The sequence below is a fragment of the Endozoicomonas elysicola genome (assembly GCF_000710775.1).
GTDB classification, from domain to species: Bacteria; Pseudomonadota; Gammaproteobacteria; order Pseudomonadales; family Endozoicomonadaceae; genus Endozoicomonas; species Endozoicomonas elysicola.
Genome location: NZ_JOJP01000001.1, coordinates 2135338 through 2160561 on the forward strand (window position 1 = coordinate 2135338; position 25224 = coordinate 2160561).

Consider the following 25224-nt stretch of genomic DNA (forward strand, 5'->3'; position numbering starts at 1 on the left):
TTAGACCGCTGCTGACTCTGTACTCTCAACTCTGTACGTCGATTTTATACGACGACGTTCAATATCTCCTGTTTTGGTTGATTCTTCCTCACTTTCATCAAAGAAATCATCACCCAATTGCATCATCTGCAATCGCCGAGCTTCCTGTCGACGCATAAACCACCAGGTGATAAACGCTGCCAGGGAGACAGCCAGAATAATCAACGTTGCCAGCGCATTGATTTTTGGCGTGATGCCCAGGCGGACAGACGAGAACACAACCATTGGCAATGTTGTCGCTCCCGGTCCTGAGACGAAGCTGGCGATAACCAGGTCATCCAGTGACAGGGTAAAAGACAGTAGCCAGCCAGCCGCCAAAGCCGGGGCAATACCGGGCAATGTGATCTGAAAGAATGTTTTAAAAGGCGTCGCTCCCAGATCCATCGCGGCTTCTTCAATAGAGCGATCCACTTCCCGCAGGCGAGATGAGATGACCACGGTCGCATAGGCTGCACAGAAGGTGACATGGGCAATCCAGATGGTCAGCATACCCCGCTCCTCAGGCCAGCCAATCGAGTTGGCCATGGCAACAAACAGCAGGAGCAGTGACAGGCCGGTAATCACATCCGGCATGACCAGTGGGGCGGTGATCATACTGGAGAATGCCGTTTTACCACGAAAACGGTTATACCGGGTCATAACAAAAGCCGCCATGGTGCCGAGGACAACTGCCATACAGGAACTCCAGAAGGCAATCTTCAGGCTCATGCCAATCGCTTCAAGCAACTGCTGGTCTTCAAAAAGTTCACCGTACCATTTAGTGGAGAAGCCAGCCCATACGGTCACCAGTCGAGATTCATTAAAAGAGTAAATCACCAGTATGAGCATGGGCAGATACAGAAACACCAGGCCCAGAATCAGAATCGTATTGGAGAACGTGATTTTATTTCTCATTAGTGCTCTCCAGCTCTTTGGATTGATAGTGATGGAACAGAGCCATTGGAATGATCAATAGCAGCAGCATGACCATGGCCAATGCGGAAGCTACCGGCCAGTCGCGGTTGTTGAAAAACTCCTGCCACAGGACTTTTCCGATCATCAGGGTGTCAGGGCCACCCAGAAGCTCAGGGATGACAAACTCACCCACTGCCGGAATAAATACCAACATGGAGCCGGCGATGACTCCCGATTTGGATAACGGCAGTGTGACGGAAAGAAAGGTTTTCCAGGGCTTGGCACCGAGGTCCGCAGATGCTTCCAGTATGGAGTGATCGTGTTTGACCAAATTGGCATAAAGCGGAAGCACCATAAAGGGCAGGTAGGCATAGACAATCCCGACATAAACAGCAAAGTTTGTATTCATCATGATGATGGGGTCATCAATAATGCCCAGAGCCATCAACAGATTGTTGATCAGCCCGTTATTTTTCAAGATTCCCATCCAGGCATAAATGCGGATCAGAAAAGAGGTCCATGAAGGGAGCAGGATCAACAGTAATAATGTGGTCTGCATATGCTGGGGTGCCCTTGCCATAGCATAGGCCATGGGGTAACCGAGCAGCAGACACAGCAGGGTTGCGTTGAAGGCGATCTGAATGGAACTGAAGTATGCCTTTATGTACATATCATCTTCAGCAAGGAAGAGGTAATTCCCCAGATTGATACTGATGCTCAGTGTCTCATCCACCAGCTCTACCAGACTGCTGTAGGGTGGAATGGCCATGATCATTTCTGAAAAACTGATCTTCAGAACAATGGCAAAAGGCACCAGGAAAAACAGCATCAGCCACAGATACGGTGTGGCAATCAGAAACTTTCTTCCGGGCAATAGTCGCTTAAGCCCGTCAGAGAAGGATGACCCCTGTTGTGTATTCAGTACTTCCATGAACCATCCCCTTAATTATTCAGTACCACAGGGCTGGAATCTTCCCAGCTGACATACACTGGATCATTCCAGGTAGGCCGTTCTCCATGCCGTTCTGTATTGGCCATATTGGCCTGTACGATTTTTCCGGAATCAAGACGAATGTAATAAACAGAGTGGGTGCCAAGATAGGCGATATCATCAATCACTCCGGACGACCAGTTGCTATCTGTAACTGGCTTTTCACGAGTGATCCGGGTCTTCTCTGGACGAATGGCTATCCAAACCTCCGGATTTTCAAGTGCGGTGGCAATTCCATGACCAATACGAACCGGTGCATTCAGCAGGTGTGATTCAATCACAACATGATCAGCCTCATCCTGGGTTATCTGGCCTTCAAACATATTGATGGAGCCGATAAACTCGGCAGCCATCCGACTATTAGGTGTTTCGTAAATATCGGTAGGTGTGCCAACCTGCACAATCCAACCTGCATCCATGATGGCAATACGGTGAGCCATGGTCATGGCTTCTTCCTGATCGTGGGTAACCATTAGACAAGTGACGCCAACCTGCTCAATGATTTCGACCAACTCCAGCTGCATGCGTGTCCTGAGCTTTTTGTCCAGGGCTCCCATGGGTTCATCCAGCAACAGAAGTTGTGGCTGTTTCGCCAGACTTCTGGCCAGGGCGACACGTTGACGCTGGCCTCCGGACAGTTGATGAGGTTTCCGTCTGGCGTACTGTGTCATATGGACCAGGTTAAGCATTTCGTTAACCTTGGCGTTGATTTCCTGTTTGGGCAGGTTGTCCTGTTTCAGGCCATAGGCAATATTCTGTTCAACCGTCATATGAGGAAAGAGCGCATAAGACTGAAACATCATATTGATAGGGCGCTCATAGGGAGGGAGATCGGTAATGTCCCGGCCGCCCAGAATAATCCGGCCAGATGTCGGTTTTTCAAAACCTGCCAGCATTCTCAACAGTGTTGACTTGCCCGACCCTGAAGCGCCGAGAAGGGCAAAAATTTCCCCTTTGGGAATATCCAGTGAGACATGGTCAACGGCCAGGGCTCCATCAAATGTTTTGGTGACATTCTGTATTTTCAGCATGGGCTGGTCTTGCGTACTGCCCATTACTGCTTTTTCAGGCTCTTTATGAGAGATGGCAGAGACCGTGGCAGTGCGACTGTCAGGCTTGAACATGAGACTTACACCTTTATTCTTTTTATGGTTTCAGGCTGCAGCAGTTGCAAAAAACTTCTGTCATAAAAATCAGTCAAGAGCCTTTTGCAACGACTGCTTCACTCCCATGTTTTTTGAGCATTACATGGAAGTAAGTGACTGGCTCCCTGTCCCGTGGGAGCCAGTGTTAGCATTTACTGTCCAGTAGTCACTTTGGTGAACGACCGGTTAATGATGCGATCTACCTTAGGAGGCAGCACTGCAAAAACGTAGAGGTTCTCTTTGGCTTCTTCTGTTGGGTAAATGCCCGGATTTTCTCGGATTTCCTCGTCAACCAGTGCAACAGAGCTCTTATTTGGGCTGGCATAGGCGACGTAGTTACTGATTTCAGCAATCACTTCCGGCTTCAGGAGATAGTTCAGGAAGGCATAGGCTTCATCAATATTTTCTGCATCTTTTGGAATGGCCAGCATGTCAAACCACATGCCTGCACCTTCCTTTGGAATGGTGTATTCAACAACAACGCCATTGTCGGCTTCATCGGCACGGTCACTGGCCTGCAGAACGTCACCAGACCAGCCAATAGCGACACAGATATCACCGTTGGCCAGGTCAGAAATATAGCGGGAAGAGTGGAAATAGGTGACATGAGGACGAACCTTCATCAGCAGTTCTTCCGCTTTTTTGTAGTCGCCCTTGTTGACTGAGTTTGGATCAAGCCCAAGGTAGCGAAGGGCTGCGGGCATGATTTCTGATGGCGCGTTCAGGAAGGCAACACCACACTTGTTCAGCTTGCTGATGTACTTCTCATCAAACACCAGGTCCCAGCTGTCGATAGGGGCCTCTTCACCCAGGTACTTTTTGACAAGACCAGGGTTATAGCCAATGCCCGTGGTTCCCCATAGGTAAGGAATAGAATGTTTATTGCCTTCGTCGTATGTCTCAAGCAGTGCCATCAGGTCAGTATCAAGGTGTTTCCATTCAGACAGCTTGGTTTTGTCCAGCTGCTTGAAGACACCGGCTTTGATCTGCTTGGCCATAAAATCGGAAGACGGCACAACGATGTCGTATCCGGTTTTTCCTGACAGGAGCTTGGCTTCCAGAACTTCATTGCTGTCAAAGACGTCATAACGAACCTTGATGCCTGTCTCTTTTTCAAAGTTGGCAATGGTGTCTTCGGCAATGTAGTCAGACCAGTTATAGATATTCAGCGTTTTCTCTTTGGCCACTGCCGGCGACAGGGTCATTGCACAGCCAATGGCTGCCGTAATCAGAGACTTTCCCAGATGTCTGATCATGGTTATTCCTTTTTTCTTTTATTGTTTTGTGTTTATAAAGCACCCGGACGATAACAATCCGGCAGAATTATTTCTACCAGCTCTTGAAGTACTCCATCGTCAAGTCAAGGCACTTCTGGGCTTTGGTTACCAGCTCATCAATCTCAGCATGGCTGATGATCAGCGGTGGTGAGATGATCATGGTATCGCCAACTGCCCGCATCACCAGACCATTTTTGAAACAGAAGTCACGACAGATGGTGCCTGCTGTGCCTTCATCATCAAAGCGGGTTCTTGCTTCCTTGTTATTTGTTATTTCTAAGGCAGCGACCATACCAACTCCGCGGGTTTCACCCACCAGAGGATGGTCTGCCAGCTCAGCCCAGCGCTTTTGCAGATAGGGACCTGTTTCTGTTTTTGCCTTTTCGATAATGTTCTCATTCTGGAGAATCTTGATGTTCTCCAAAGCAACGGCTGCAGCGGTAGGGTGGCCGGAATACGTGAAGCCGTGATTAAAGTCTCCACCAGCTTGAACAACACTGGCAACCCGGTCACTGACCATGACGCCTCCGATGGGCAGATAACCCGATGACATGCCTTTGGCCATTGGCATGAGGTCAGGCTTGAGACCGTAGTAATCACTGCCAAACCACTCACCAGTACGACCAAAACCACAAATGACTTCATCGACCACAAGAAGAATGTCGTATTTATTCAGGATACGTTTTATTTCTGGCCAGTAGGTGGAGGGGGGAACAATAACACCGCCAGCTCCCTGGATAGGCTCAGCAATAAAGGCCGCGACCTTGTCTTCACCCAGTTCCAGAATCTTTTCGTCCAGAGCTTGAGCAGCCTTTAAACCAAATGCTTCCGGAGAGAGATCACCACCTTCACCAAACCAGTAGGGTTGTTGGATATGGACTATACCCGGAATAGGGAGACCTCCCTGCTTATGCATGGGTTTCATTCCACCCAGGCTGGCACCGGCTACAGTCGAGCCGTGATAGGCGTTTTCCCGGCTGATAATCACCTGCTTCGCGGGCTGATCTTTGGTTGCCCAGTAATGGCGGACCATACGTAATACGGTATCGTTACACTCAGAGCCTGAGCCGGTGAAAAACACATGGTTCATGTGCTCTGGAGTGATTTCAGCCAGCTTCTCTGCTAATTGAATGGCTGGGTTATGTGTCGTTTTAAAGAAGGTGTTGTAGTAGGGCAGCTCTTTCATCTGGTGGCAGGCGGCTTCAACCAGCTCTTGTCGTCCATATCCGATATTGACACACCAGAGCCCGGCCATACCGTCCAGAATTTGATTACCGTCGCTATCGTAAAGATAAACCCCCTGGGCGCTTTCAATGATTCGAGCACCTTCTTCTTTCAGGGCGCCATTGTCAGAAAAAGGGTGCAGGTGATGACTGTGGTTTTTTTCCTGTTTTTGTGCAGTAGATTGCCCTGACTGTTGCACTTTTTCTGTGTTTTTAATGTGATCAACTACGGTTGGCTCAGCGATGTCGTGACTCATATGCTTTTCCTTAATTGTTATTCTTATTTGGGATTAAGTACCCTGCCAGATTTAATCAATATATTTCGAACTCGTTCCCACGGTCCTTCGTAGGAATGCATACCGTACTTGCCTTAATCAGACTCCCACAGGTTCGGGCCTGTAGAGGTTTACCTGCATGTGGCTAATTCCGTATACATTCCCACTCAGAGAATGGGAGCGAGGTGTCAACTTTACAGGTTGGGTTCTTATACCGTCATTTGCAGGTATTCACGTTCCCAGGAACTGATAACCTCTTTGAAATTCTGATATTCAGCCCTTTTCACTTCAACGTAGGAGCGGACAAACAGGCTTCCCAGCGTTTCCTTGAGAATGTCACTTTGCTCCATTAACGCCAGTGCTTCTTCAAGGTTGAGTGGAAGTCGCTTGTCTTTTGAATCTTCATAAGCATTACCAGTGATTGCTTCACTGGGCTCAATCTCATTGATCATGCCCAGGTAACCGCAGAGCAGTGAACCGGCAAAGGCCAGATAGGGGTTGGCATCAGCCCCGGCAAGTCGGTTTTCAACCCGAAGGTTTTTTCCGGATGACTCCGGGACTCTCAGGCTAACCGTTCGATTATCAATACCCCAGGCTAGATTAACAGGCGCAGATGTATTGCTCAGAAAACGACGATAAGAGTTTACATTGGGTGCAAATAGGGGCATTGATTCACAAACATATTTCTGAAGACCACCGATATAGTGGTAGAGCATGTTAGTGGGTGAGCCATCCTTGTTGCTGAAGATGTTATTTCCATCTTTATCCAGAAAGCTCTGATGCAAGTGCATGGAGCTACCTGGCTCATGGCTAATGGGCTTTGCCATAAATGTTGCATTTATATCATGCTTCAACGCAGCTTCTCTGACGGTCCTTTTAAAAACAAAGACCTGGTCGGCCAGGGATAGGGCATCGCCGTGACGGAAGTTGATTTCCATCTGGGCAGCACCTTCTTCGTGAATCAGGGTATCAACATCCAGCCCCTGTTCGTCACACCAGTCGTAGACATCTTCAAAGAGTGGATCATACTCATTGGCTGCATCAATGCTGTAGGATTGGCGGCCTGACTCGGGTCGACCTGAACGGCCAATGGGGGGTTGCAGCGGGTGATCCGGATTGGCGGTTCTCTTGGTCAGGTAGAATTCAAGCTCTGGAGCGACGACTGGTGTCCACCCCTTCGCCTCATAGAGCGCCAGCACATTTTTCAGCACTGTTCTGGGGGCCATGCTGATCAGGTTGCCCTGTTTATCATAGCAGTCATGAATAACCAGAGCCGTAGGTTCCAGAGCCCAGGGTACCATATGTACAGCAGACTCATCGGGCTTGAGGATCATATCAATCTCAGCCGCGCTGATCAGGTCATCATAGATTTCATCATCAACATAATCGCCTGTAACACCCTGGATCAGTACACTTTCCGGGAGACGAATTCCTTTTTCAGCAATGAACTTATTGCTGGGCATGATTTTTCCCCGGGCGATGCCGGTAAAGTCGGATATAACGGCTTCAACTTCGGTGATTTTCTGTTCTTTTAACCAGCTGGCCAGTTTTTTCATAATGTCTTTTGTTGTTGTTATCATTCATATGATTGACGATGTATTTGCTCATGACTTCCTTGCATAGTGCCGTGAGCGACAGGCTTCTGCGAAAGCCTGATAAATCGTCATTGAAAAATCATTTTCAGCGACCTTGTATTCAGGATGCCATTGAACAGCCAGAGCAAAACTCTTGCTGTCTTGAACTGAAATTGCTTCGATCAAGCCATCTGGTGCTCTGGCTTCGATATTAAGACCATCACCAAGACGGTTAATGCCCTGCATGTGTACTGAATTCACCATTTGTGTACTGGAACTGGTGATTGATGACAGTAAACCACCGGCTTCAATCGTGATTGAATGGGCTGGCCCATACTGAGTATCCAGTGGTGCGGTTTTATCCTCCCTGTGTTCGATATATTGACCAACGTCATGCAGTTTTTGATGCAGCGTGCCTCCAAAAGCAACATTCATCTCCTGAAAACCACGACAAATACCCAATAATGGGATGCCAAGCTCAATAGCATCAGGGATGAGTTGTAGTGTTGTGTTATCTCTTTGAGGGTCTTCGTGTGCTCCCGGTCCTGCGGGTGCACCACTATAGCGCCATGGTTCAATATTTGAGTAGCCGCCAGTGACCAGTAAACCATCCAGCTGGGACAGAATGTGCTGGCTGTCCAAAGGCGCAGGTAGAGATGGGATAATAACGGGGATTGCATTAGCCCCATGAACGACTGAGGACAAATACTTCTCTCCGGCCTGATGCACCCGGTGCAGGCCGTCAATAGTTGTATCTGCAGTTACGCCAATCAGAGGGCGGAAGTGTGTTCCCATATTCTACCTTTTATGCTTTTTATTCTTAAAATGCTTCTAGAGCATTTTGGCTCATGGCTGTTTTAAGTGTTATACGGGTGTTTGTTTTATTGAACTCTATTCTGCAAAAAAATGCAGCTTTTTTTGTGGGTTTAGATAAGCTGCATTTTTCATAACGGCTAATTGTTAGCAATTAGTATGCCTTCTCTGAGCGCTGATACCATTTGGTCAATATGTGCTGGTTCAATAATCAAAGGTGGCGACATGGCGAGAATATCTCCAGTCCAGCGCACAAGTACACCATTCTCATAACAGTGCTTGAACACCTTATGGCCTCGTTCCCCAGGTTTGTCTGCTTCAGGTGTAAGCTCTATCGCTGCTACAAGCCCTGTGTTGCGAATATCGATCACATTCGGGAGTTCTTTCATGCTCAGCAGAGACTCTGCAAATTTGTCTTCCATCTCTATCGCCCGGTCAAACAGGTTTTCTTTTTCATAAATATCCAGAGCGGCAAGACCGGCGGCACAGGCTACAGGGTGGCCTGAGTAGGTGTAACCATGGAACAGTTCGATCATGTTTTCAGGGCCGGTCATGAAAGCATCGTGTATTTCATCACTGACAAATACAGCACCCATGGGGATAACACCATTGGTGAGGCCTTTCGCCGTTGTCATGATGTCTGGTTCGACTCCCCAGCGGGTTGAGGCAAAGGCTTTTCCGACGCGGCCAAACCCGGTGATGACTTCATCAAAGATCAGAAGAATACCGTGCTTACGGGTAATTTCCCGCAACCTTTGCAGATACCCTTTAGGCGGCATGATGACACCACCAGAGCCAGACATGGGTTCAACAATAACGGCCGCAATGTTGCTGGCATCGTGCAGGGCAATGATCTGTTCCAGTGCATCCGCCAGCTCAACACCGTGCTCCGGTAAACCTTTGGTAAATGCATTCAGGTTGATGTTTAAAGTATGTGGTAAATGATCAATACCGCTTAGCCCGGCACCGAACATTTTGCGGTTGTTACCAATTCCCCCCACAGAAATGCCACCAAAGTTCACACCGTGGTAACCCCGCTCACGACCAACCAGTCGCTGCCGTGTCGCATCACCTTTCAGTCGGTGATAGCCCAGGGCAATTTTCAAGGCAGTTTCTACAGACTCTGAACCGGAGTTGGTAAAGAAAATATGGTTGAGCTTCTCTGGTGCAATGGCCGCGAGGCGTTCTGCAAACTCAAACGCTAAAGGGTGTCCCATCTGGAATGGGGGGGCATAATCCAGTTTGGCAACCTGTCGGGCAACTGCTTCGGAAATTTCCTTACGACCATGGCCGGCATTCACGCACCAGAGACCTGCACAACCATCAAGGACTGGTCGCCCCTTATCATCCTGGTAGTACATACCTTCAGCACTGGTCAGCATACGGGGTTGTTTTTTAAACTGTCGGTTGGCAGTGAATGGCATCCAGAATGCGTCGAGAGGTTGAGTATTGCTATTTGAGCGCAGAATGGTGGCGGGATCGCTCAGAGTCAGCTCAGACATATCCTTTCCTTTATTATTCTTGTTGCAGTGTCTTTTATTACCATGAAAGACCAGCTCATGGCTGTTCAGGTGAACATTATTTCAAACAGTGTGTACAATATTTCAGACAATCTATATTGAATCAAGTACTGCATTTGGTTAATGTGCTTTAAATCAATTTCATCTATGTACGCTCTATCAAGCTCCCTATAAAACGCCTTATAAAAACAACAGGAACAGCTATGACGACAAGAACCCGTGCTCAATGGCAGGCCATGGCGGATAAACTCGAGATTCGTGGTCAGGCCTGGATCAATGGTGAATACACAGAGGCTTCTAGCGGCAAAACCTTCGACTGCATCTCTCCCATTGATGGCAAATTGTTAACCCGAGTTACCAGTTGCGATGAAGCCGATGTCAATCGTGCAGTTTCTGTCGCACGTTCTTCTTTTGAGTCTGGTTCGTGGTCTCAAATGGCACCGGCAGACCGTAAGCGTGTGCTTCAGGCATTTGCGAACAAAATTGATGAGCATCGCGAAGAGCTGGCATTGCTGGAAACTATTGATATGGGCAAACCCATCAGCGATGCCCTGGGAGATGATATTCCGGGAAGTGCGAACTGTATTCGCTGGTGTGCTGAAGCGGTTGATAAAATTTACGATGAAGTCGCTCCGGTGGGTGAGGGGAAGCTTGCCCTGGTCACGAGAGAAGCGATTGGGGTGGTTGCCGCGATTGTTCCCTGGAATTTTCCGTTGAGTATGGCCTCCTGGAAGCTGGGACCTGCGTTGGCAACGGGTAATAGTGTTATTCTCAAGCCATCGGAAAAGTCTCCGCTTACAGCCATCAGGGTTGCAGAGCTGGCAGAGGAAGCGGGTTTACCCAAAGGTGTGCTTCAGGTGCTGCCTGGCTTTGGTCATACCGCCGGTAAGGCACTGGCGCTTCACCCTGATGTTGACTGTCTTGCATTCACAGGCTCCACCAAAGTCGCTAGACAGTTGATGATCTATGCTGGTGAATCCAATATGAAACGGGTTTGGCTCGAAGCCGGTGGAAAGAGCCCTCATATTATTTTTGCAGATACACCTGACCTGGAAAAGGCTGCGAGCTATGCGGCTATGGCCATTGGCTGTAACCAGGGAGAAGTATGTACTGCAGGATCACGCCTTTTGGTAGAAGCATCAATACACGATGAGTTTCTGCCGCTTCTCAAGAAGCACCTGCAAACCTGGCAACCAGGACATCCTCTGGATCCTGAGACAACCTCGGGTGCTATTGTTGATGACATTCAGACGCGTAATGTCATGCGTTACATTGAAGCAGGTCAGGAGGGTGGGGCTCAGCTGGTCATGGGTGGTCGTCAAGTGATGGAAGAAACCGGAGGTTACTATATAGAACCAACGGTCTTTGATCAGGTTGATAACAAGATGACCATTGCCCGGGAAGAAATCTTTGGGCCGGTGCTGTCCGTTATTTCTTTCAATGATGAAGAAGAGGCAATTCGTATTGCCAATGATACCGACTATGGTCTGGCTGCAGCGTTATGGACCGGGAATCTGAGCAAAGCCCACCGGGTATCCAGACGGCTCAGGGCCGGTTCAGTGTTTATAAATAACTACCACGGCGGAGACATGACGGTGCCTTTTGGTGGTTTCAAACAGTCTGGCAATGGCCGGGATAAGTCGCTCCATGCCTTTGATAAATACACAGAGCTGAAATCCACCTGGATTGCTCTCGATTAACTGCTGTGTGCCTGGTAACAATCAGGCACCCTTTTTTCTCAATAATAATAAATAGACTATGGCTATAGCCCCGCCTGTCCATACAGAAGAGCATGCCCGCTCCTGGTATACCGCGACAGCCAGCAGAACCACGGACTATCCGACATTAACTGATCAGGTGGCTGCTGACGTCTGCATCATTGGTGGTGGCTTTAGCGGTGTCGCTACTGCCCTTGCTCTTGGAGAGAAAGGGTATGACGTTGTGGTTCTGGAGGCGAATAAAATAGCCTGGGGAGCGACAGGTCGAAGTGGTGGGCAGTTGATACGTGGACTTGGTGAGTCACCTGAGCGTTATCGGCGCTACATAGGCAGGGAGGGGGTGGATGCCATTAACCGAATGGGATTCGAGTCGGTAGAACGAGTGCGCTCTATTGTCAGCAAGTACCGTATTCAGTGCGACCTCCAGATGGGGTATCTGGATGCGGCCCTGAAACCCGTGCACATGAAGGCTCTTGCTGATGAGCAGGTCTGGCTGGAAGAGCAGGGTTATCCACGCATGGTGCGTCTTCTGGAATCAGCCGAGCTCAGAGACGTTATTGGCAGTCGGCAATACATTGGTGGCCTGGTGGATGAAGGCAGTGGTCATTTGCATCCCATGAATCTTTGCCTGGGAGAGGCTGAAGCTGCTGAGCAATATGGTGTTCAGTTTTATGAGCGATCCAGAGTTACGGCGGTTAACAAAACCAACACCAATGGCAAACACCAGATAATAACTGACCGCGGCAGTGTTAATGCCCGTATGGTGGTCTTCTGTGGAAATGCCTATCTGAATGATCTTGAGCCCCAGCTGAGTGGTCGAGTGCTTCCAGCCGGCAGTTACATCATAGCCACAGAACCCTTGTCTGAATCGGTTCGTGATGAGCTTTTGCCTGGTAATCATGCAGTCTGTGACCACAATGCCTTACTGCATTATTTTCGATTGTCTTCAGATGGTCGTCTGTTGTTTGGTGGGCGCTGTAACTACACAGGGCGAGATCCGAAAAGTATCTCACAAAGCCTGATACCCAGGATGAGAAAGATATTTCCACAGCTGAACCAGGTTGCCATTGATTATGAGTGGGGGGGCTGGATTGGTATTTCCGCAAACCGGATTCCACAGATCGGTCGGTTAAATCTAACAACCTATTATGCCCAGGGTTACTCAGGGCATGGCGTGAATGCTACGCACATGGCAGCACAACTGATTGCTGAGGCGATTGATGGGCAGCTGAGCCGATTTGATGTGTTTGATCGAATCCATCATCGACCATTTCCAGGCGGGAAATATCTGCGTTCCCCCATGCTGGCTACCGGGATGCTGTGGTATCGGTTGAAAGATCTTCTGCCTTAAAAAATAGAAAACAGGGAATGGACAATGAAACTCAAAGCACCTGTGCATACCGAAGCGCATGCGGACTCTTACTATGCGGCTTCAATGAATTTTGAAACCGATTACCCTGAGCTGGAAGGTAGCCTGTCCGTAGATGTCTGTGTTGTTGGCGGCGGCTTCTCTGGCGTTGCCACAGCCCTTGAGCTGGCAGAGCGGGGCTATCGTGTTGCCGTTCTGGAAGCCCGTAAAATCGGCTGGGGAGCAACAGGACGAAATGGTGGTCAGCTGATTAGGGGGATTGGTGAAGAGCCGGAGCAGTTTAGAAATCAGATCGGCAGTGATGGGGTGGAAGCAATCCATCAAATGGGGTTTGAGGCTGTCGAGCTGGTGCGTGACCGTGTCCGTAAATACGATATTCAGTGTGACCTGAAAATGGGGTATGTGGATGCGGCGATCAAGCCAAAACAGATGGATGAGATTGCGGAAGATTATGAGTCCCTGAAAAAACGCCATTATGCTCATGAGCTTCGGCTGCTGTCACAGGATGATATCAAACAGTATGTGAACACTGACCGGTATATTGGCGGAATGCTGGATTCGGGAAGTGGTCATCTCCATCCGTTGAATCTCTGCCTGGGTGAGGCTCGCGTCGCAGAAGCATTGGGCGTTCAGTTTTTTGAAAATTCGCCGGTTGTGAAAATCCATAAGGGTTACCTGCCCAGAGTTGAAACGGCAAAGGGTTCGGTAACCTGTCAGTTTCTGGTACTGGCAGGGAATGCCTATCTTGGGAACCTGGAACCCAAAATCGGCGGGAAAGTGTTACCGGCGGGCAGTTATATCATCGCCACAGAAAGGCTGGAGGAAAAGGTCTGGAAAAACCTGATACCACAGGACTCGGCTATCTGTGATGTCAGTATTGCGCTTGATTATTTCCGCCTTTCTGATGATAAACGACTGTTGTTTGGTGGTATGTGCAATTACTCCGGGCGTGATCCCAAAGATATTGTCGCTTCACTCCGGCCAAAGATGTTGAAGGTCTTCCCCCAGCTGGAAAATGCTTCCATTGAGTATCAGTGGGGAGGAATGATTGGGATCGGTGCCAACCGGATGCCACAGATTGGTCGACTGGGGTCGAACATTTACTTTGCTCAGGCCTATTCCGGCCATGGTGTGAATGCCACCCATATGGCTGGCAGGGTGCTGGCAGAAGCTATCTCCGGCCAGGCAGAACGGTTTGATGTATTTGCCAATATTCGCCATATGACCTTCCCCGGTGGACGGTATTTCCGCTCGCCGCTACTGGCGCTGGGGATGCTGTGGTATCGGTTGAAAGAGGTTGTTTAGTTTGAGCTAACTGGGTTTTAGAATGCTGAAAAGCCGTTTGGGGCGCTCTTTTTCTCCACGATTCCGGTGTATGTTGAAGATGTTCAGACAATGAGGACATCCCTACAATTCAATGAATTGTTCTGCCCGAAGGGGAGGGCTGAATAGAAAAATGGTTTTGGCTTTCGGGTAAGAGTTGTAGATCCGGCCAACTGAGACTTAGCCACTCTTTGGCCTCATCGAGATGGTGCTGACAACACTTACAGATACGATGTTTTCTGGAAAATTCCAGCAGCGGTATCACGGTGCATTTTATAGCCCTGAGTAATGGGATCTTAAACTCTTCTGACAATCCTCCTGACTTTACCAGCGTGATAATCCTCCGGTAAGGGAAAACCAGAAACTCACTGGCTTTCTGAGGCATTTTCTGGCCTTCATACAGGGCTGCCAGATTATGCATAGTGGCGATCCACGCCATCATTAACTGAGGATTATCCAAATTCTGGAACCACTCATGCTCCAGCATCTGTGCAGCTTCCAGGTAAGCTGCTTCAGCTGGTCGCCATCTGCATTGATGAAAATTAACGTTCCCTTGATGAAGCTTCTGTTGCCACTGGCTCACGGTTAAGATCTCTTATTGCTTATTTTAATGAGAATGATTATCATTTGTATCTCAAAAAGTGGTTGATGTAAACTTTTCACGCTAAATCGTTGTTGATCAGCAGGAGGTGATTGTGTCAGACCAGTGGATTACCGATTCCTATGCGCTGCGCTGGAGGTGTGCACGTCCGGAAGTGTTGGGTTATATCATTCGATATGCAGAAATGTCTGATAACCCTGAACTGTTACCTTCCTGGGTAGAGCAGACCGTCAGAGTACCAAAGCTCTCAGTGAGTGAGCGCTGGCAGCGAATGCAGGATTGTATAACCCTTTTGCTGGAAACCTATGCAGACATGCTGAACCCTGTTCACTGGCGCAGTACCTGTCTCGATTTTCTTCACAGTTTACTGGCAGAAGTCGATTCGCTTGCTGGTATGGCGAAACAGCAGGAGCAGCAAAAGAAACTGCTTTGGGAAATACAGGTGACTGGTTTTTACTTTGACCCCTGTGCGAAAAGAGGCGTGTAAATATTGAGCCCATGGATAGAACCGGCAAATGCTGATTAAACCAGCAGTCTTCCTCCATCCACTGGCAGTGCCTGCCCGGTAATAAAGGATGCCTCATCAGAACATAAAAAGAGAGCAGCTCCAGCCACTTCTTCAGGTGTGCCGAATCGACCGACCGGGTAGCGTAACTTCAACTGAGATGTGAGCTCATTATCCGGCTTTACCACCTCGTCAGACATAGGTGTTTCAATGATGGCGGGGCAAATGGCATTCACTCTGATACCTTGAGCTGCATATTCTTTGGCGGCCACTTTAGTTAATCCGATGATTCCGTGCTTGCTCACGCAATAGGCAGAGGTCGCAAGACTGGCAATCAGGCCTGCAACGGAGGACATGTTGATAATCACGCCAGAACCCTGTTGAAGCATGATCGGGATTTCCTGCTTCATGCACAGCCACATGCCTTTCAGATTGGTATTCATCACCCGATCCCAAGTATCCTCATCGTAGTCAGCGGTTGCTACTTTAGCAGGTCCAAAGATGCCGGCATTGTTGATTGCATAATCCAGTTGGCCAAATTCGCTGATGCAGGTATCAACCATGGCCTGAATATCGTGCCTGCTGGTGACGTCCGTTTTTACAAATTGTGCATTACCACCATGCTTAATAATCTCTCTGGCAGTCTGCTCCCCCTCATCACTGCGTCGTGCAGCGATCACTACATTACAACCTTCACTGGCAAATGCCAGTGCAATGGCTTTTCCAATACCGGAGTTGCCTCCGGTGACCAGTGCCGTTTTATCTTCGAATTTTCTGTTCATTGATGATTTGTCGGGAAAGTGATGAGTTCACAGATAAAAGTAGATGAGTGTCTGCAGATTTTCCGAGCATTCAGAAAGTTTTTGGCATTTGATAAATGCTGATGATGCTTTATTAATCAGAGGGTAAATCTAAAACTGTAAGAAAATGAAGGGCTTTAATTCTGAAAAATAGATTTTGGTCAATAAGTGTAAGTTTTTCGTGTTTCTTTTGATTAAAGATCTTTACTTTTTTATGGCTATTTATAAGATTTGAGTCCGGTGAAAGTGTGTTTTCTTTTATTTTCTTTTGATAAGGATTGCTGCAGTGAACAAGCGTTCCGCCCTTGCCCTGATGCTCTCAGTGTTCAGCCCTTTTGCTTTAGCAAACATCTATGTTGGCGGCAGCGTATCTGCCATGGATTACTCTGAAGGCGGTATCGAAGATGTCGCTCCTGTCGCACTTTCTGGCCTGATGGGAATAAAGGCGAATGAGCATTTCTCAACAGAGGTGCGGGTCGGGTTTGGCGTAGGCAATGACAGTGCGAAATATCAGGGTGAGAGTGTTACTCTGGATGTGGATAATTTCTTAGGTGTCTATGGCCGTTTGGGGATGCCTGTGGGCAAGGTTTATCCTTATGTTGTTGCTGGCCTGACTCAGGTAGAAATGACCATCGATATGGCAGGTCAGTCTGTGTCTGAAACGGATTCCGATGTTTCCTACGGTGCGGGCATTGATTACAACCTCAATAAGGCACTCAAACTGAATCTTGAGTACATCAACCTCTATGATCGAAGTGACACCAAGATCAACTCCATCAATATTGGTGCGACCTATCACTTCTAAGCGGCAGTGGTCATGAGCTCATTGTGAACACTGTCTGGTTCTTTGTGTTATCAAGCCTTCTGCCAGTCAAACTCCATTTGTCTGGCAGTCTTTTCTGCCAAAGCTTCACTGTGCATACGGCTGACAATATGCAGGCTCATATCAATGCCTGCGGATATACCCGCTGATGTGATAACAGAGCCTTCATCCACCCAACGGGTGTTCCTGATAACGTTTAAATCGGGGAACTGCGTTTGCAAATCCGGAATATCTTCCCAATGAGTGGTGACATTCTGCTGGTTGCTGAGTAAGCCGGCTGCCGCCATCAGGAAAGCACCTGTACACACTGAAGCGGTCAGCCTGGCCTGTTTTCCTTGAGAATGAATCCATTGTAAAACGCTGGGCTTATCCATCTCTGCGTTATGGACACCACCAACAACAATCAGCAGGTCAATCGAAGGATGGTTATGAAAACCATAATCCGGTTGAACCCGGTAACCCCCTCTGGCAGTAACCAGCGTGCCGGATTCACTGACCAGAAAAGGGCTAAAGGCTTTTCCATTGAAGGAGAGGCGTGCCGCTGTGGCGAACACTTCATAAGGTCCAGAGAAGTCCAGAACTTCAGCCTGATCGTAAATAAAAATCCCTGTATTCATTATTATTCTTTATTACTGTGATGAAAAAATCAGTACGCCAGCTTAAGAGTGACCACGCCAGCAATAATCAATAATACACCCATATAACGCATGAGGCTGGCGGCTTCTCCGTAGAAAATAATCCCGACAAAGAAAGCCCCCGCAGCACCCAGTCCAGTCCATACGGCATAAACAGTACCCATGGGTATCTCTTTTTGAGCCAGCCACATGGTGTAACCACTGAGGCCAATGCATATTATTGCAGTAAATATGCCCAACCATCGGGTGTCAGGGCTTTGCGCCATTTTCAGGCCAACAGGCCAGCCGATTTCGAACATACCAGCCAGCAGAAGATATACCCAAGCCATACTCACTCCTGATTCCTAGAGTGTGGAACATAGTACAGGTTTGATAAGAACCAAGTATTTTGCTTATGCAATTTTATCGCCGTTTGGGGGATTGGTGTTAGGTTTAGTGTTTAAATCGGGGCAGGCTATAAAAACCTGCCCGGATATCTGTTTATTTGCTCAGGAAGGATAGCACCACAGAAGTTAGTGCGGTTGTACCTGTTACAATCGCTTCAGGTTCGACAACATAGCGTGGATTATGGTTCAGAACCTCAGGCAAAATTCCTTTTTCCATAAAGTTGCTATAGACATCTTTGGCTCCTGAGCCTATTTCAATATAAAGAATACGGGTGTCAGGATAAGGTGATCCCAGCATATGGAAATCTTCAGAACCCATAACTGGAGGCATTCCCCTGAGTACTTTATTTTCGCCAAGTGCCGCCTGCATGGCCGAGCGGGCTTGCTGGGTATCTCCTTTGCCGTTAATCACTGGCTTGGAATACCCCTTCATGGTGTAGGTTGGCATTCTATCGTTGGGTATGCCGTACATTCTGGCAATATTATCAGTCACTGACTTGATGCCTTTGATCATTTGATCCCTATCTGCTTCGGTATACCAGCGAAGGTTGACCTTGAGTGTGGCTGAATCCGGAATGATGTTATTACTGTCGCCAGCCTGAATGGCCCCAACCGTAAGGACTGCGGGCTGTGATTGGTCAACTGAGCGTGATACGACGGCCTGGTATCCCATAATGGCCATGGCCGCCATGATTACCGGGTCTTTTGCTGCATGGGGGGTTGAGCCATGTCCTCCAACACCTTTTATCAAGACATCCATTTGATCGGTGCCAGCCATTCTTCTTCCATCATGAATGGCAACGGATCCTGCCGGGACAACCCCCATCGTATGGCCAGAAATAATGATATCTGGTTTGGGAGCTACTTTATAAAGGCCATCATTGACCATGGCCGTTGCGCCAAGGATAGGTTCTTCTGCGGGCTGTGCGACCAGAACAGCAGTTCCTGACCATTCACTTTTTCGCGCAGCCAGCTGTTTGGCCAAGCCTATAAGCCAAACGGTGTGTGCATCGTGCCCACAGGCATGCATGACTGGTAGCTCAATACCATTTGCGTCTTTTTTTATCGCGGTGCTCTTGTAAGGCAGGTTGGTTTCTTCTTTTATCGGAAGTGCATCCATGTCACTGCGAAACATGACCACAGGACCGGGGCCATTTTCCAGAATGCCAACAACACCAGTTTTAGCGATGCCAGTATGGACTGCAAACCCATGACTTTTTAATTCTTTGGTAACCAGCGCAGCGGTCTCAACTTCCATAAAAGCATGCTCTGGGTTTTGATGCAGATGCTTGAAAAGACCAAGAAGGCGTTGTTCATCATCTGCTATGGATGTTGCAAGGCTAGCTGAAGCACTTTGTAAAAACAGTGAGTATAAAATGAGCGTTGTGATTTTTTTTATAATATTCATGTCGGGCTCGTAATGCTTTTTTACGTAAATACCAATAAGCAGGAATTTTCGTCCATTACTCTCGTTAAAATGGGTGGTGGTTGAGCGTTATCTATTGTAGAGAATTTATACGATAAGGCTGATCAATACTGCCTTGTGACAACTCAGCCTGTCAATTCACTGAAAAGAGGCGAGCTCTTAATTGCCCCAGTTTATTTCCTCTGCGGTTGTCTTGCCGACGACTGTCTGGGCAAGGCTTCCGGGCATCTGACTGGATGATTCATTTACTGGAATATGGCCACCCATTATTTCTGCAAAGCGTTGTGGGTGAAGTGGGGTTTTATCTGGCTCTGCGTAGCCATCCGGAAACATTGGGCTGCCTGTAGAAAGGTCGTATTTGTCAGTAGCCCCCAGGGTGTGCATTAACTCATGAACCATCACTACGGCATTGCTTTTAGTATAGCGCCGGTCGCCATAGGCATTAACAATACCCACCATGCCTTTTTGCAGGCCGACAGAGTGCTCGAGAACTGGCAGCAAATCCGGATCGTGATAAACAACATAGAGGTGGATATCAGCGCCAGCCAGAGGGCTCTCTCCCTTCATTTGCCAGTGCCAGAAGCGAAATTTCAGAGACCAGAGGAAAGATGAGAGCATGTTGCTATCGGAAGGCAGGGCGGGGGGGAGCTCCTGAATCGTATCTCCTAAGTGAACAGATACTGGTTGGGAGGATGACTGCCCATAAAGTGTGACGCGATAACGAGCAGCTTGAGTTGCAAGAAACAGTTCAATGTCATCGAAATGCCACTCTTCCAGACGGTTAAGGTATTGCAGGGTCTTACTGCTGCTATCACCACTGATGGGATGAATGGCTACAAACAGGGGGGCGTCCCAGTCGGTGCTGCGAATCTGGGTCAACCAGGTATTCATTCCAACGACAAGCAGAATCAGAAGTAGAATGGTCACCCTGATGGTCTTGAACATTGATAAATCCTTTTTTTGATGAGTCGTATCCGATCGTTTTTTACTGGCTGCTGAGCGTAGTTTCTTCCCTGACCCAGTCAAGGTACTCTGGCAGGCCGTTTTCTATGGGTATCATAATTACCTGCGGCACATCATAGCTGTGCTCAGCTTTAAGGTATTGCTCCAGTGCTGTATAACGTTCACAGGTGGTTTTAATACGAAGCAGTACTTCCGAGTCTGATTGAACTTCACCTTCCCACATATAATAGCTGTGAATTGGGCTGCTCTGAACACAGGCACCTAAACGCTTTTTTATGATTGCTCTGGCGTGGGCATCTGCTTCCTGTTGATTCGGGCAGGTAGTCTGTACCATACAGAACTCAGTGGAGTTTTTCATGGGCATTTGGCAACCGGTTAACATCATTATCAGCAGTAGCGGGAACCAGAAGGCTATGCGCTTTAAAAACATGCTGAGTTTGTAATCTATCAGGTTCATGGGAGAGAGAATAGAGCAGGCCTGAATCTCAGACCATTCATTAGCGCTTGATGAATTATTGAGGTGTTGGATACGGAGCTTTAAATATTGAATAGGGGCAGAGATCAATAACTCTTCTTATTCTTGGATTATAGTCTTTATGATTTCCTCTGGCTCATCATCCTCTTCTTTGAGTTTTAGCCCCGAATCTCATTGTGTTGTGTGCAGAAATAGGTTTGATTCGGGAGTATCGCTGAAAACATTCAAGTGCGGTCATACTTTCCACAAAGATTGCATAGATACATTGATTTACCACTGCCCCGGAGATACTGTGTAATTCTCTAATTGGCGAACTAATATCTTGAGTCGATCATAATAATAGATATGTATGTACCTTTCGCATAATCATAAGAGCATTTTGGTAGATGCAGAGGCGCGTCAACAGTCCCAGTTATCGGAGTAACCAGGCACCAGACTACCTGAGTAAAGGTTTGGTCTCAGAAAACAGCCTGGTTCGTATTCTCGCAGCCTGATCTGGCGCAGTGGCCGAAGCCTTTGAACTCTATGTAAAATGTAAAAGCATGAAACCAAGGCCCTTACTGCATTTGATTTTCTGGTAGGCAGGCTGGAATTCTGATGAAATTTGTACAGTTGCGAATGGTATATAGTGACCACTCCCTGTATGCTACAGCCCCCTCCAGAAAAGTCACTGCTATATAAATGGTGACCCTTAATGAGACAGTTTCATGACCTTCGCCAATCTCGGGCTCTCCCTTCCTATCCTGCAAGCTATTACTGAGCAGGGCTATGAACAACCTTCCCCTATTCAGGCTAAGGCGATTCCTGCTGTTCTGGAAGGTCAGGATGTCATGGCCGCAGCACAGACGGGGACTGGTAAAACTGCCGGGTTTACGCTGCCAATTCTGGAGTTGCTGAGTAGAGGCGAGCGGGCTGGTCCCAACCAGGTTCGGGCATTAATTCTGACGCCAACCCGGGAATTGGCCGCTCAGGTGGGAGACAGTGTTGCGACCTATGGCCGGCATTTGCCTATTCGTTCTACTGTGGTATTTGGCGGGGTCAAAATTAACCCTCAAATGATGAACCTGCGTCGAGGTGCGGACATTCTGGTGGCGACGCCGGGAAGGCTGATCGATCTGTACAATCAGAATGCGGTGAAGTTCAAACATCTGGAAATCCTGGTTCTGGATGAAGCCGACCGTATGCTGGATATGGGTTTTATTCACGATATTCGCCGCATTCTGGCACTGCTTCCCAAACGTAGACAGAACCTGATGTTCTCCGCGACTTTTTCGGATGAAATACGGCAACTGGCCAAGACCATTGTTCATCAGCCTGTAGAGATCTCAGTTTCTCCTCGAAACACCACTGCAAAGACGGTTAAGCAGTGGGTGTATCCAGTGGATAAAAATAAGAAACCAGCGCTGTTGACCCGGTTGATTAAGGAGAATAACTGGAGTCAGGTGTTGGTATTTACCCGTACCAAGCATGGTGCGAACCGTTTGACTCGCCACCTTGAGGGTAAAGGCATCCAGGCCGCCGCGATTCATGGTAATAAGAGTCAGGGGGCTCGTACCAAAGCGCTGGCCAACTTTAAGAGTAATGAAATTACGGTGCTGGTGGCGACAGACATTGCTGCCCGTGGTCTTGATATTGATCAACTGCCACAAGTGGTTAATTTTGACCTGCCTAATGTACCTGAAGATTATGTACACCGCATTGGTCGGACTGGGCGGGCCGGTGCTGAAGGCAAGGCCGTATCGCTGGTCTGTGCCGATGAGAGCAAGCAGCTTCGGGATATTGAGCGGCTGATTAATGAGTTATTGCCAAGAGAAGTGATTGCCGGTTTTGAACCAGTCAATGACGTTGCGGTTACCCAGCTTTCCAATAAGCCTCCCAAGCCGAAGAAGCCTAAAAAGCCAAAAGTGATGGATCGGGCACGTCAAGATGCACTTGAAGGTAGGCGTAATCCCTCAGAAAAAAAGCACCATCATAGCAATGGCAAAACGGGCAGAAGGGCTGAGGGCGATGGCGCTTCTGGTCGAGTATTTACTGATAACAACCGTAAACCAAGACGGCGTAAAGTGACAGATTCACAAAGCACTTCTCGCTCTTCATAAAACGGATACGTGAAAGGTATAGGGTTATAGCAATGAGCACGGAGATCAGGCTTTATCAGGATAGCGATGTAAATGCGTTGTTAGCTGTCTGGGAAGCCTCATCTCGTCTGGCTCATCCGTTTATGACCGAAGCTTTTTTTGGTCAGGAACGCCGCAATATACCAGAATTATATCTACCCAATGCAGAAACATGGGTTGTTGTGCAGGATAGGACTGTCGTTGGCTTTATTGCCCTGATAGGAAATGAAGTGGGTGGCTTGTTTGTTGATCCTGCTCTTCATGGCCAGAAATTGGGTAAGGCGTTAATGGATAAGGCCAGGGAGTTACATGGTAGTCTGGTGGTTGAGGTATTCAAGGATAATACGCTGGGGCGCCGTTTTTATGATCGCTATGGCTTTCAGCTTATTGAAGAAAAGGTGTTTGAGCGAACGGGTGATGTACTATTCCGGATGGAGTTGGCTGCCAGTTAATAAACGGATTGGATAGCGATGAGGCCAGAGTTTAATCTGCTGGCCTGTGGAATCAAAACGTTAACCGGTTACTTCAAAATCATCATCCCTCAGTTTGGCGAAGCCATCCTTCTGGAGCACCCACAATTCTCTGTGGATGACTCCAGAGGCTTTATTCATCTTCCAGCCAGAAGTCAGCAAAGCACTTTGTTCGTCCACCACTTCAAACGTTGGGTTAATGTATTCCACACTGTGAAAACCATCATCTATTAGTTTTTGCCAGAAAGACTCAATTTCTTTATGACCTGTGAAGGTACCAAATGGGCGGGCATGCATAACGGCATCTGGCTCATACTGGTCGGCACAGCCTTTAGCATTCCCGGAATTGAACGCTGCTTTCCATTCACTGCTGGCCTGCTTTACTGCTTTGATCAGAGGCGAATCTTGCTCATTCGTCATATCAAACACTCTTTGTCAAAGTAATCAGACAACTATAAGTTATAGCAGTCAAACGCACCAGAACCGCTAATGGCCACCATTCTGGATGTGGTTCCCCCGTCGTTTATCTCGAACACTCATCTGGTTGTTGTCCATTATCTGGGTTTCAAACAGGTCAACAGCCCTGATCAGGTCCCCCAGCTTTTTATAACCATAGTTACGAGGGTCAAAAGAAGCCTGATTCGATATAACTGCACCAATTCGGCCTAGATACGCCCAGCCATCATCGTCCTGTTCAGTGTCAATTGCGTTGCGTATCAGGTTCATCAGTTTGGTGTCGGCTTTCAACTCATGGCCACTTTTCTTGCTGTTTTCAGGGACTTTTTCAGGGTCTGCCTCAGGCTCATCCAGATAGAGAAAGCGTGAGCAGGCATTAACAAAGGGAGCTGGTGCTTTACGTTCTCCGAAGCCGTACACCACTTTTCCTTCCGAGAGCAATCGCATGATCAGTGGCGTAAAGTCGCTGTCAGATGACACGATGCAGAATGCATCCATTTTTTTTGTGTACAGGGTGTCCATGGCATCAATGGTCATCGCCATATCGGTGGCATTCTTCCCTTTGGTCAGGTCGAATTGCTGGATTGGTTGGATGGCGTACTCATGCAGCTGTTCCTCCCATCCTTTCACGGTATGACTTTTCCAGTTGCCGTAGGCTCGACGAATGCTTACAACGCCGTACTTCGCCATTTCAGAGAGAATCTTTTCAATTTTTCTGGCGGGAGCATTATCCGCATCAATAAAGAGCGCGATTTTCTGGTTTGACTCTGCCATTGGCATTCCTTGCTACGTATTATTCTTTTTGCTTGCTGAACAGTGTCCTCTGATTCAAAGAAATTTGCAAAAGAGAGCATTCTTATGGGGTTATCTGGTCGGTAAATTTCTAGTCCATTTGTGCTTGAGATTGGTGAATGCCCCTATTAAGCTGCGATCAGCAGTAATGACGTATGCTTGGCCAAATAAGGCGAACAGAGATTAATAACAATGACAGAACAGACGCCCTATCACCTGTTGGGTGAAGATGAAGGTATTCGAACCCTTGCCAATGCATTTTATGATGCGATGGATGACCTGCCAGAAGCGGAGCACATCCGGAAAATGCATGCCCGTTCGCTGACTGATGTAAAAGAGAAGCTTTATGAGTACCTCTGCGGCTGGCTTGGGGGGCCTCATCACTATCTGGAGAAGTATGGGACTGTTTGTTTAACTGATCCGCACAAGCCTTATGATATCAGTGAGTCGGCGCGTGATCAGTGGCTCTATTGCTGGGACAAGGCACTGGATGAAGTGGGTGCCAGTGCTGAGTTAAAAGGTATGCTGAAAGAGCCAATCTTTCGACTGGCTGATTTTATGGTCAATCAGCGGTAGTTTTGAAGCATTGTATAGGCTTGAGGTATATTTTCTGC

General features: G+C 48.0%; 26 protein-coding genes. 9 read left to right on the top strand and 17 right to left on the bottom strand.

Annotated features, from left to right (window positions below):
• The 8 genes from GV64_RS09080 to GV64_RS09120 all read right to left on the bottom strand — a co-directional run bounded on the left by GV64_RS09080 (window position 1) and on the right by GV64_RS09120 (window position 9733).
• Entirely contained in the window at window positions 1-933 is a 933-nt protein-coding gene (locus GV64_RS09080) for an ABC transporter permease subunit (protein WP_020585162.1), read from the bottom strand.
• Window positions 923-1864 (bottom strand): ABC transporter permease subunit, encoded by a 942-nt coding sequence (locus tag GV64_RS09085; RefSeq protein ID WP_020585161.1) that lies wholly within the window; start codon window positions 1862-1864, stop codon window positions 923-925. The genes GV64_RS09080 and GV64_RS09085 overlap by 11 nt, the downstream gene beginning before the upstream one ends.
• An 11-nt stretch (window positions 1865-1875) precedes the next feature.
• The gene (locus GV64_RS09090; protein ID WP_152554195.1) at window positions 1876-2979 is read right to left on the bottom strand and encodes an ABC transporter ATP-binding protein; all 1104 of its coding nucleotides are present in this window, start codon (window positions 2977-2979) and stop codon (window positions 1876-1878) included.
• 242 nt (window positions 2980-3221) lie between these two features.
• Window positions 3222-4325, bottom strand: coding sequence for a polyamine ABC transporter substrate-binding protein (locus tag GV64_RS09100; protein WP_020585158.1), 1104 nt, complete (start codon window positions 4323-4325; stop codon window positions 3222-3224).
• Window positions 4326-4398: 73 nt separating this feature from the next.
• A complete protein-coding gene (locus GV64_RS09105) occupies window positions 4399-5826 on the bottom strand; it encodes an aspartate aminotransferase family protein (protein WP_020585157.1) in 1428 nt (475 codons plus the stop codon).
• A gap of 227 nt (window positions 5827-6053) precedes the next feature.
• The gene (locus GV64_RS09110) at window positions 6054-7400 is read right to left on the bottom strand and encodes a glutamine synthetase family protein (protein ID WP_201772535.1); all 1347 of its coding nucleotides are present in this window, start codon (window positions 7398-7400) and stop codon (window positions 6054-6056) included.
• A 48-nt stretch (window positions 7401-7448) separates the two neighbouring features.
• On the bottom strand, window positions 7449-8213 hold the full coding sequence (locus GV64_RS09115) for a gamma-glutamyl-gamma-aminobutyrate hydrolase family protein (protein ID WP_020585155.1): 765 nt from the start codon (window positions 8211-8213) through the stop codon (window positions 7449-7451).
• A 158-nt stretch (window positions 8214-8371) separates the two neighbouring features.
• Window positions 8372-9733: an aspartate aminotransferase family protein gene (locus GV64_RS09120; protein ID WP_020585154.1), complete on the bottom strand. Its 1362-nt coding sequence runs from the start codon at window positions 9731-9733 to the stop codon at window positions 8372-8374.
• Between the two features lie 221 nt (window positions 9734-9954).
• Here GV64_RS09120 and GV64_RS09125 point away from each other — a divergent pair, with 221 nt between their 5' ends.
• Genes GV64_RS09125 through GV64_RS09135 form a run of 3 tightly spaced genes read left to right on the top strand, consistent with a single transcriptional unit; the run spans window position 9955 to window position 14143 of the window.
• A complete protein-coding gene (locus GV64_RS09125) occupies window positions 9955-11451 on the top strand; it encodes an aldehyde dehydrogenase (RefSeq protein ID WP_020585153.1) in 1497 nt (498 codons plus the stop codon).
• 58 nt (window positions 11452-11509) lie between these two features.
• The gene (locus GV64_RS09130; protein WP_020585152.1) at window positions 11510-12820 is read left to right on the top strand and encodes an NAD(P)/FAD-dependent oxidoreductase; all 1311 of its coding nucleotides are present in this window, start codon (window positions 11510-11512) and stop codon (window positions 12818-12820) included.
• A 24-nt stretch (window positions 12821-12844) separates the two neighbouring features.
• Window positions 12845-14143, top strand: a complete 1299-nt coding sequence (locus tag GV64_RS09135; protein WP_020585151.1) for an NAD(P)/FAD-dependent oxidoreductase — start codon at window positions 12845-12847, stop codon at window positions 14141-14143.
• 109 nt (window positions 14144-14252) lie between these two features.
• Here GV64_RS09135 and GV64_RS09140 read toward each other — a convergent pair whose 3' ends face one another.
• Window positions 14253-14744 carry a hypothetical protein gene (locus GV64_RS09140; RefSeq protein WP_020585150.1) on the bottom strand — a complete coding sequence of 164 codons (492 nt, stop codon included), beginning with the start codon at window positions 14742-14744 and terminating at the stop codon, window positions 14253-14255.
• A 112-nt stretch (window positions 14745-14856) separates the two neighbouring features.
• On the opposite strand from GV64_RS09140, the gene GV64_RS09145 reads away from it, so the two are divergent.
• Window positions 14857-15249 carry a hypothetical protein gene (locus tag GV64_RS09145; protein ID WP_020585149.1) on the top strand — a complete coding sequence of 131 codons (393 nt, stop codon included), beginning with the start codon at window positions 14857-14859 and terminating at the stop codon, window positions 15247-15249.
• A 35-nt stretch (window positions 15250-15284) separates the two neighbouring features.
• Here GV64_RS09145 and GV64_RS09150 read toward each other — a convergent pair whose 3' ends face one another.
• Window positions 15285-16049 carry an SDR family NAD(P)-dependent oxidoreductase gene (locus GV64_RS09150; protein WP_020585148.1) on the bottom strand — a complete coding sequence of 255 codons (765 nt, stop codon included), beginning with the start codon at window positions 16047-16049 and terminating at the stop codon, window positions 15285-15287.
• Window positions 16050-16353: 304 nt separating this feature from the next.
• Between GV64_RS09150 and GV64_RS09155 the strand changes: the two genes are divergently transcribed.
• Window positions 16354-16872 carry a porin family protein gene (locus GV64_RS09155; RefSeq protein WP_020585147.1) on the top strand — a complete coding sequence of 173 codons (519 nt, stop codon included), beginning with the start codon at window positions 16354-16356 and terminating at the stop codon, window positions 16870-16872.
• Between the two features lie 50 nt (window positions 16873-16922).
• On the opposite strand, the gene GV64_RS09160 is transcribed toward GV64_RS09155, so the two are convergent.
• From GV64_RS09160 to cutA, 5 genes are all read right to left on the bottom strand, one after another.
• Window positions 16923-17507: a DJ-1/PfpI family protein gene (locus GV64_RS09160; protein ID WP_020585146.1), complete on the bottom strand. Its 585-nt coding sequence runs from the start codon at window positions 17505-17507 to the stop codon at window positions 16923-16925.
• Window positions 17508-17536: 29 nt separating this feature from the next.
• On the bottom strand, window positions 17537-17854 hold the full coding sequence (locus GV64_RS09165; RefSeq protein WP_020585145.1) for a DMT family transporter: 318 nt from the start codon (window positions 17852-17854) through the stop codon (window positions 17537-17539).
• Window positions 17855-18005: 151 nt separating this feature from the next.
• Window positions 18006-19319 (bottom strand): amidohydrolase, encoded by a 1314-nt coding sequence (locus GV64_RS09170; RefSeq protein ID WP_020585144.1) that lies wholly within the window; start codon window positions 19317-19319, stop codon window positions 18006-18008.
• 177 nt (window positions 19320-19496) lie between these two features.
• Window positions 19497-20282 carry a hypothetical protein gene (locus GV64_RS09175; RefSeq protein WP_020585143.1) on the bottom strand — a complete coding sequence of 262 codons (786 nt, stop codon included), beginning with the start codon at window positions 20280-20282 and terminating at the stop codon, window positions 19497-19499.
• Between the two features lie 40 nt (window positions 20283-20322).
• The gene (gene cutA, locus GV64_RS25610; RefSeq protein WP_201772474.1) at window positions 20323-20865 is read right to left on the bottom strand and encodes a divalent-cation tolerance protein CutA; all 543 of its coding nucleotides are present in this window, start codon (window positions 20863-20865) and stop codon (window positions 20323-20325) included.
• Window positions 20866-20896: 31 nt separating this feature from the next.
• On the opposite strand from cutA, the gene GV64_RS26240 reads away from it, so the two are divergent.
• The 3 genes from GV64_RS26240 (at window position 20897) to GV64_RS09190 (ending at window position 23344) form a co-directional block, all read left to right on the top strand.
• Complete coding sequence (locus GV64_RS26240; protein ID WP_081622235.1) at window positions 20897-21073, top strand: RING finger domain-containing protein; 177 nt, start codon at window positions 20897-20899, stop codon at window positions 21071-21073.
• 409 nt (window positions 21074-21482) lie between these two features.
• Entirely contained in the window at window positions 21483-22874 is a 1392-nt protein-coding gene (locus GV64_RS09185; RefSeq protein ID WP_020585141.1) for a DEAD/DEAH box helicase, read from the top strand.
• 32 nt (window positions 22875-22906) lie between these two features.
• Window positions 22907-23344, top strand: a complete 438-nt coding sequence (locus GV64_RS09190; protein WP_020585140.1) for a GNAT family N-acetyltransferase — start codon at window positions 22907-22909, stop codon at window positions 23342-23344.
• Between the two features lie 60 nt (window positions 23345-23404).
• Here GV64_RS09190 and GV64_RS09195 read toward each other — a convergent pair whose 3' ends face one another.
• Together GV64_RS09195 and GV64_RS09200 are read right to left on the bottom strand one after the other, a co-directional pair.
• A complete protein-coding gene (locus GV64_RS09195; RefSeq protein ID WP_020585139.1) occupies window positions 23405-23782 on the bottom strand; it encodes a YybH family protein in 378 nt (125 codons plus the stop codon).
• 66 nt (window positions 23783-23848) lie between these two features.
• Complete coding sequence (locus GV64_RS09200) at window positions 23849-24592, bottom strand: NYN domain-containing protein (RefSeq protein ID WP_020585138.1); 744 nt, start codon at window positions 24590-24592, stop codon at window positions 23849-23851.
• 210 nt (window positions 24593-24802) lie between these two features.
• On the opposite strand from GV64_RS09200, the gene GV64_RS09205 reads away from it, so the two are divergent.
• On the top strand, window positions 24803-25186 hold the full coding sequence (locus tag GV64_RS09205; protein ID WP_020585137.1) for a group II truncated hemoglobin: 384 nt from the start codon (window positions 24803-24805) through the stop codon (window positions 25184-25186).
• The last annotated feature ends 38 nt before the right edge of the window (window positions 25187-25224 follow it).

What these genes read in the sequence shown, in the direction of transcription:
- GV64_RS09080 (WP_020585162.1), bottom strand. Translation starts at nt 933, where the DNA reads ATGAGAAATAAAATCACGTTCTCCAATACGATTCTGATTCTGGGCCTG.
- GV64_RS09085 (WP_020585161.1), bottom strand. Translation starts at nt 1,864, where the DNA reads ATGGAAGTACTGAATACACAACAGGGGTCATCCTTCTCTGACGGGCTT.
- GV64_RS09090 (WP_152554195.1), bottom strand. Translation starts at nt 2,979, where the DNA reads ATGGGCAGTACGCAAGACCAGCCCATGCTGAAAATACAGAATGTCACC.
- GV64_RS09100 (WP_020585158.1), bottom strand. Translation starts at nt 4,325, where the DNA reads ATGATCAGACATCTGGGAAAGTCTCTGATTACGGCAGCCATTGGCTGT.
- GV64_RS09105 (WP_020585157.1), bottom strand. Translation starts at nt 5,826, where the DNA reads ATGAGTCACGACATCGCTGAGCCAACCGTAGTTGATCACATTAAAAAC.
- GV64_RS09110 (WP_201772535.1), bottom strand. Translation starts at nt 7,400, where the DNA reads ATGAAAAAACTGGCCAGCTGGTTAAAAGAACAGAAAATCACCGAAGTT.
- GV64_RS09115 (WP_020585155.1), bottom strand. Translation starts at nt 8,213, where the DNA reads ATGGGAACACACTTCCGCCCTCTGATTGGCGTAACTGCAGATACAACT.
- GV64_RS09120 (WP_020585154.1), bottom strand. Translation starts at nt 9,733, where the DNA reads ATGTCTGAGCTGACTCTGAGCGATCCCGCCACCATTCTGCGCTCAAAT.
- GV64_RS09125 (WP_020585153.1), top strand. Translation starts at nt 9,955, where the DNA reads ATGACGACAAGAACCCGTGCTCAATGGCAGGCCATGGCGGATAAACTC.
- GV64_RS09130 (WP_020585152.1), top strand. Translation starts at nt 11,510, where the DNA reads ATGGCTATAGCCCCGCCTGTCCATACAGAAGAGCATGCCCGCTCCTGG.
- GV64_RS09135 (WP_020585151.1), top strand. Translation starts at nt 12,845, where the DNA reads ATGAAACTCAAAGCACCTGTGCATACCGAAGCGCATGCGGACTCTTAC.
- GV64_RS09150 (WP_020585148.1), bottom strand. Translation starts at nt 16,049, where the DNA reads ATGAACAGAAAATTCGAAGATAAAACGGCACTGGTCACCGGAGGCAAC.
- GV64_RS09160 (WP_020585146.1), bottom strand. Translation starts at nt 17,507, where the DNA reads ATGAATACAGGGATTTTTATTTACGATCAGGCTGAAGTTCTGGACTTC.
- GV64_RS09165 (WP_020585145.1), bottom strand. Translation starts at nt 17,854, where the DNA reads ATGGCTTGGGTATATCTTCTGCTGGCTGGTATGTTCGAAATCGGCTGG.
- GV64_RS09170 (WP_020585144.1), bottom strand. Translation starts at nt 19,319, where the DNA reads ATGAATATTATAAAAAAAATCACAACGCTCATTTTATACTCACTGTTT.
- GV64_RS09175 (WP_020585143.1), bottom strand. Translation starts at nt 20,282, where the DNA reads ATGTTCAAGACCATCAGGGTGACCATTCTACTTCTGATTCTGCTTGTC.
- GV64_RS26240 (WP_081622235.1), top strand. Translation starts at nt 20,897, where the DNA reads ATGATTTCCTCTGGCTCATCATCCTCTTCTTTGAGTTTTAGCCCCGAA.
- GV64_RS09185 (WP_020585141.1), top strand. Translation starts at nt 21,483, where the DNA reads ATGACCTTCGCCAATCTCGGGCTCTCCCTTCCTATCCTGCAAGCTATT.
- GV64_RS09190 (WP_020585140.1), top strand. Translation starts at nt 22,907, where the DNA reads ATGAGCACGGAGATCAGGCTTTATCAGGATAGCGATGTAAATGCGTTG.
- GV64_RS09195 (WP_020585139.1), bottom strand. Translation starts at nt 23,782, where the DNA reads ATGACGAATGAGCAAGATTCGCCTCTGATCAAAGCAGTAAAGCAGGCC.
- GV64_RS09200 (WP_020585138.1), bottom strand. Translation starts at nt 24,592, where the DNA reads ATGGCAGAGTCAAACCAGAAAATCGCGCTCTTTATTGATGCGGATAAT.
- GV64_RS09205 (WP_020585137.1), top strand. Translation starts at nt 24,803, where the DNA reads ATGACAGAACAGACGCCCTATCACCTGTTGGGTGAAGATGAAGGTATT.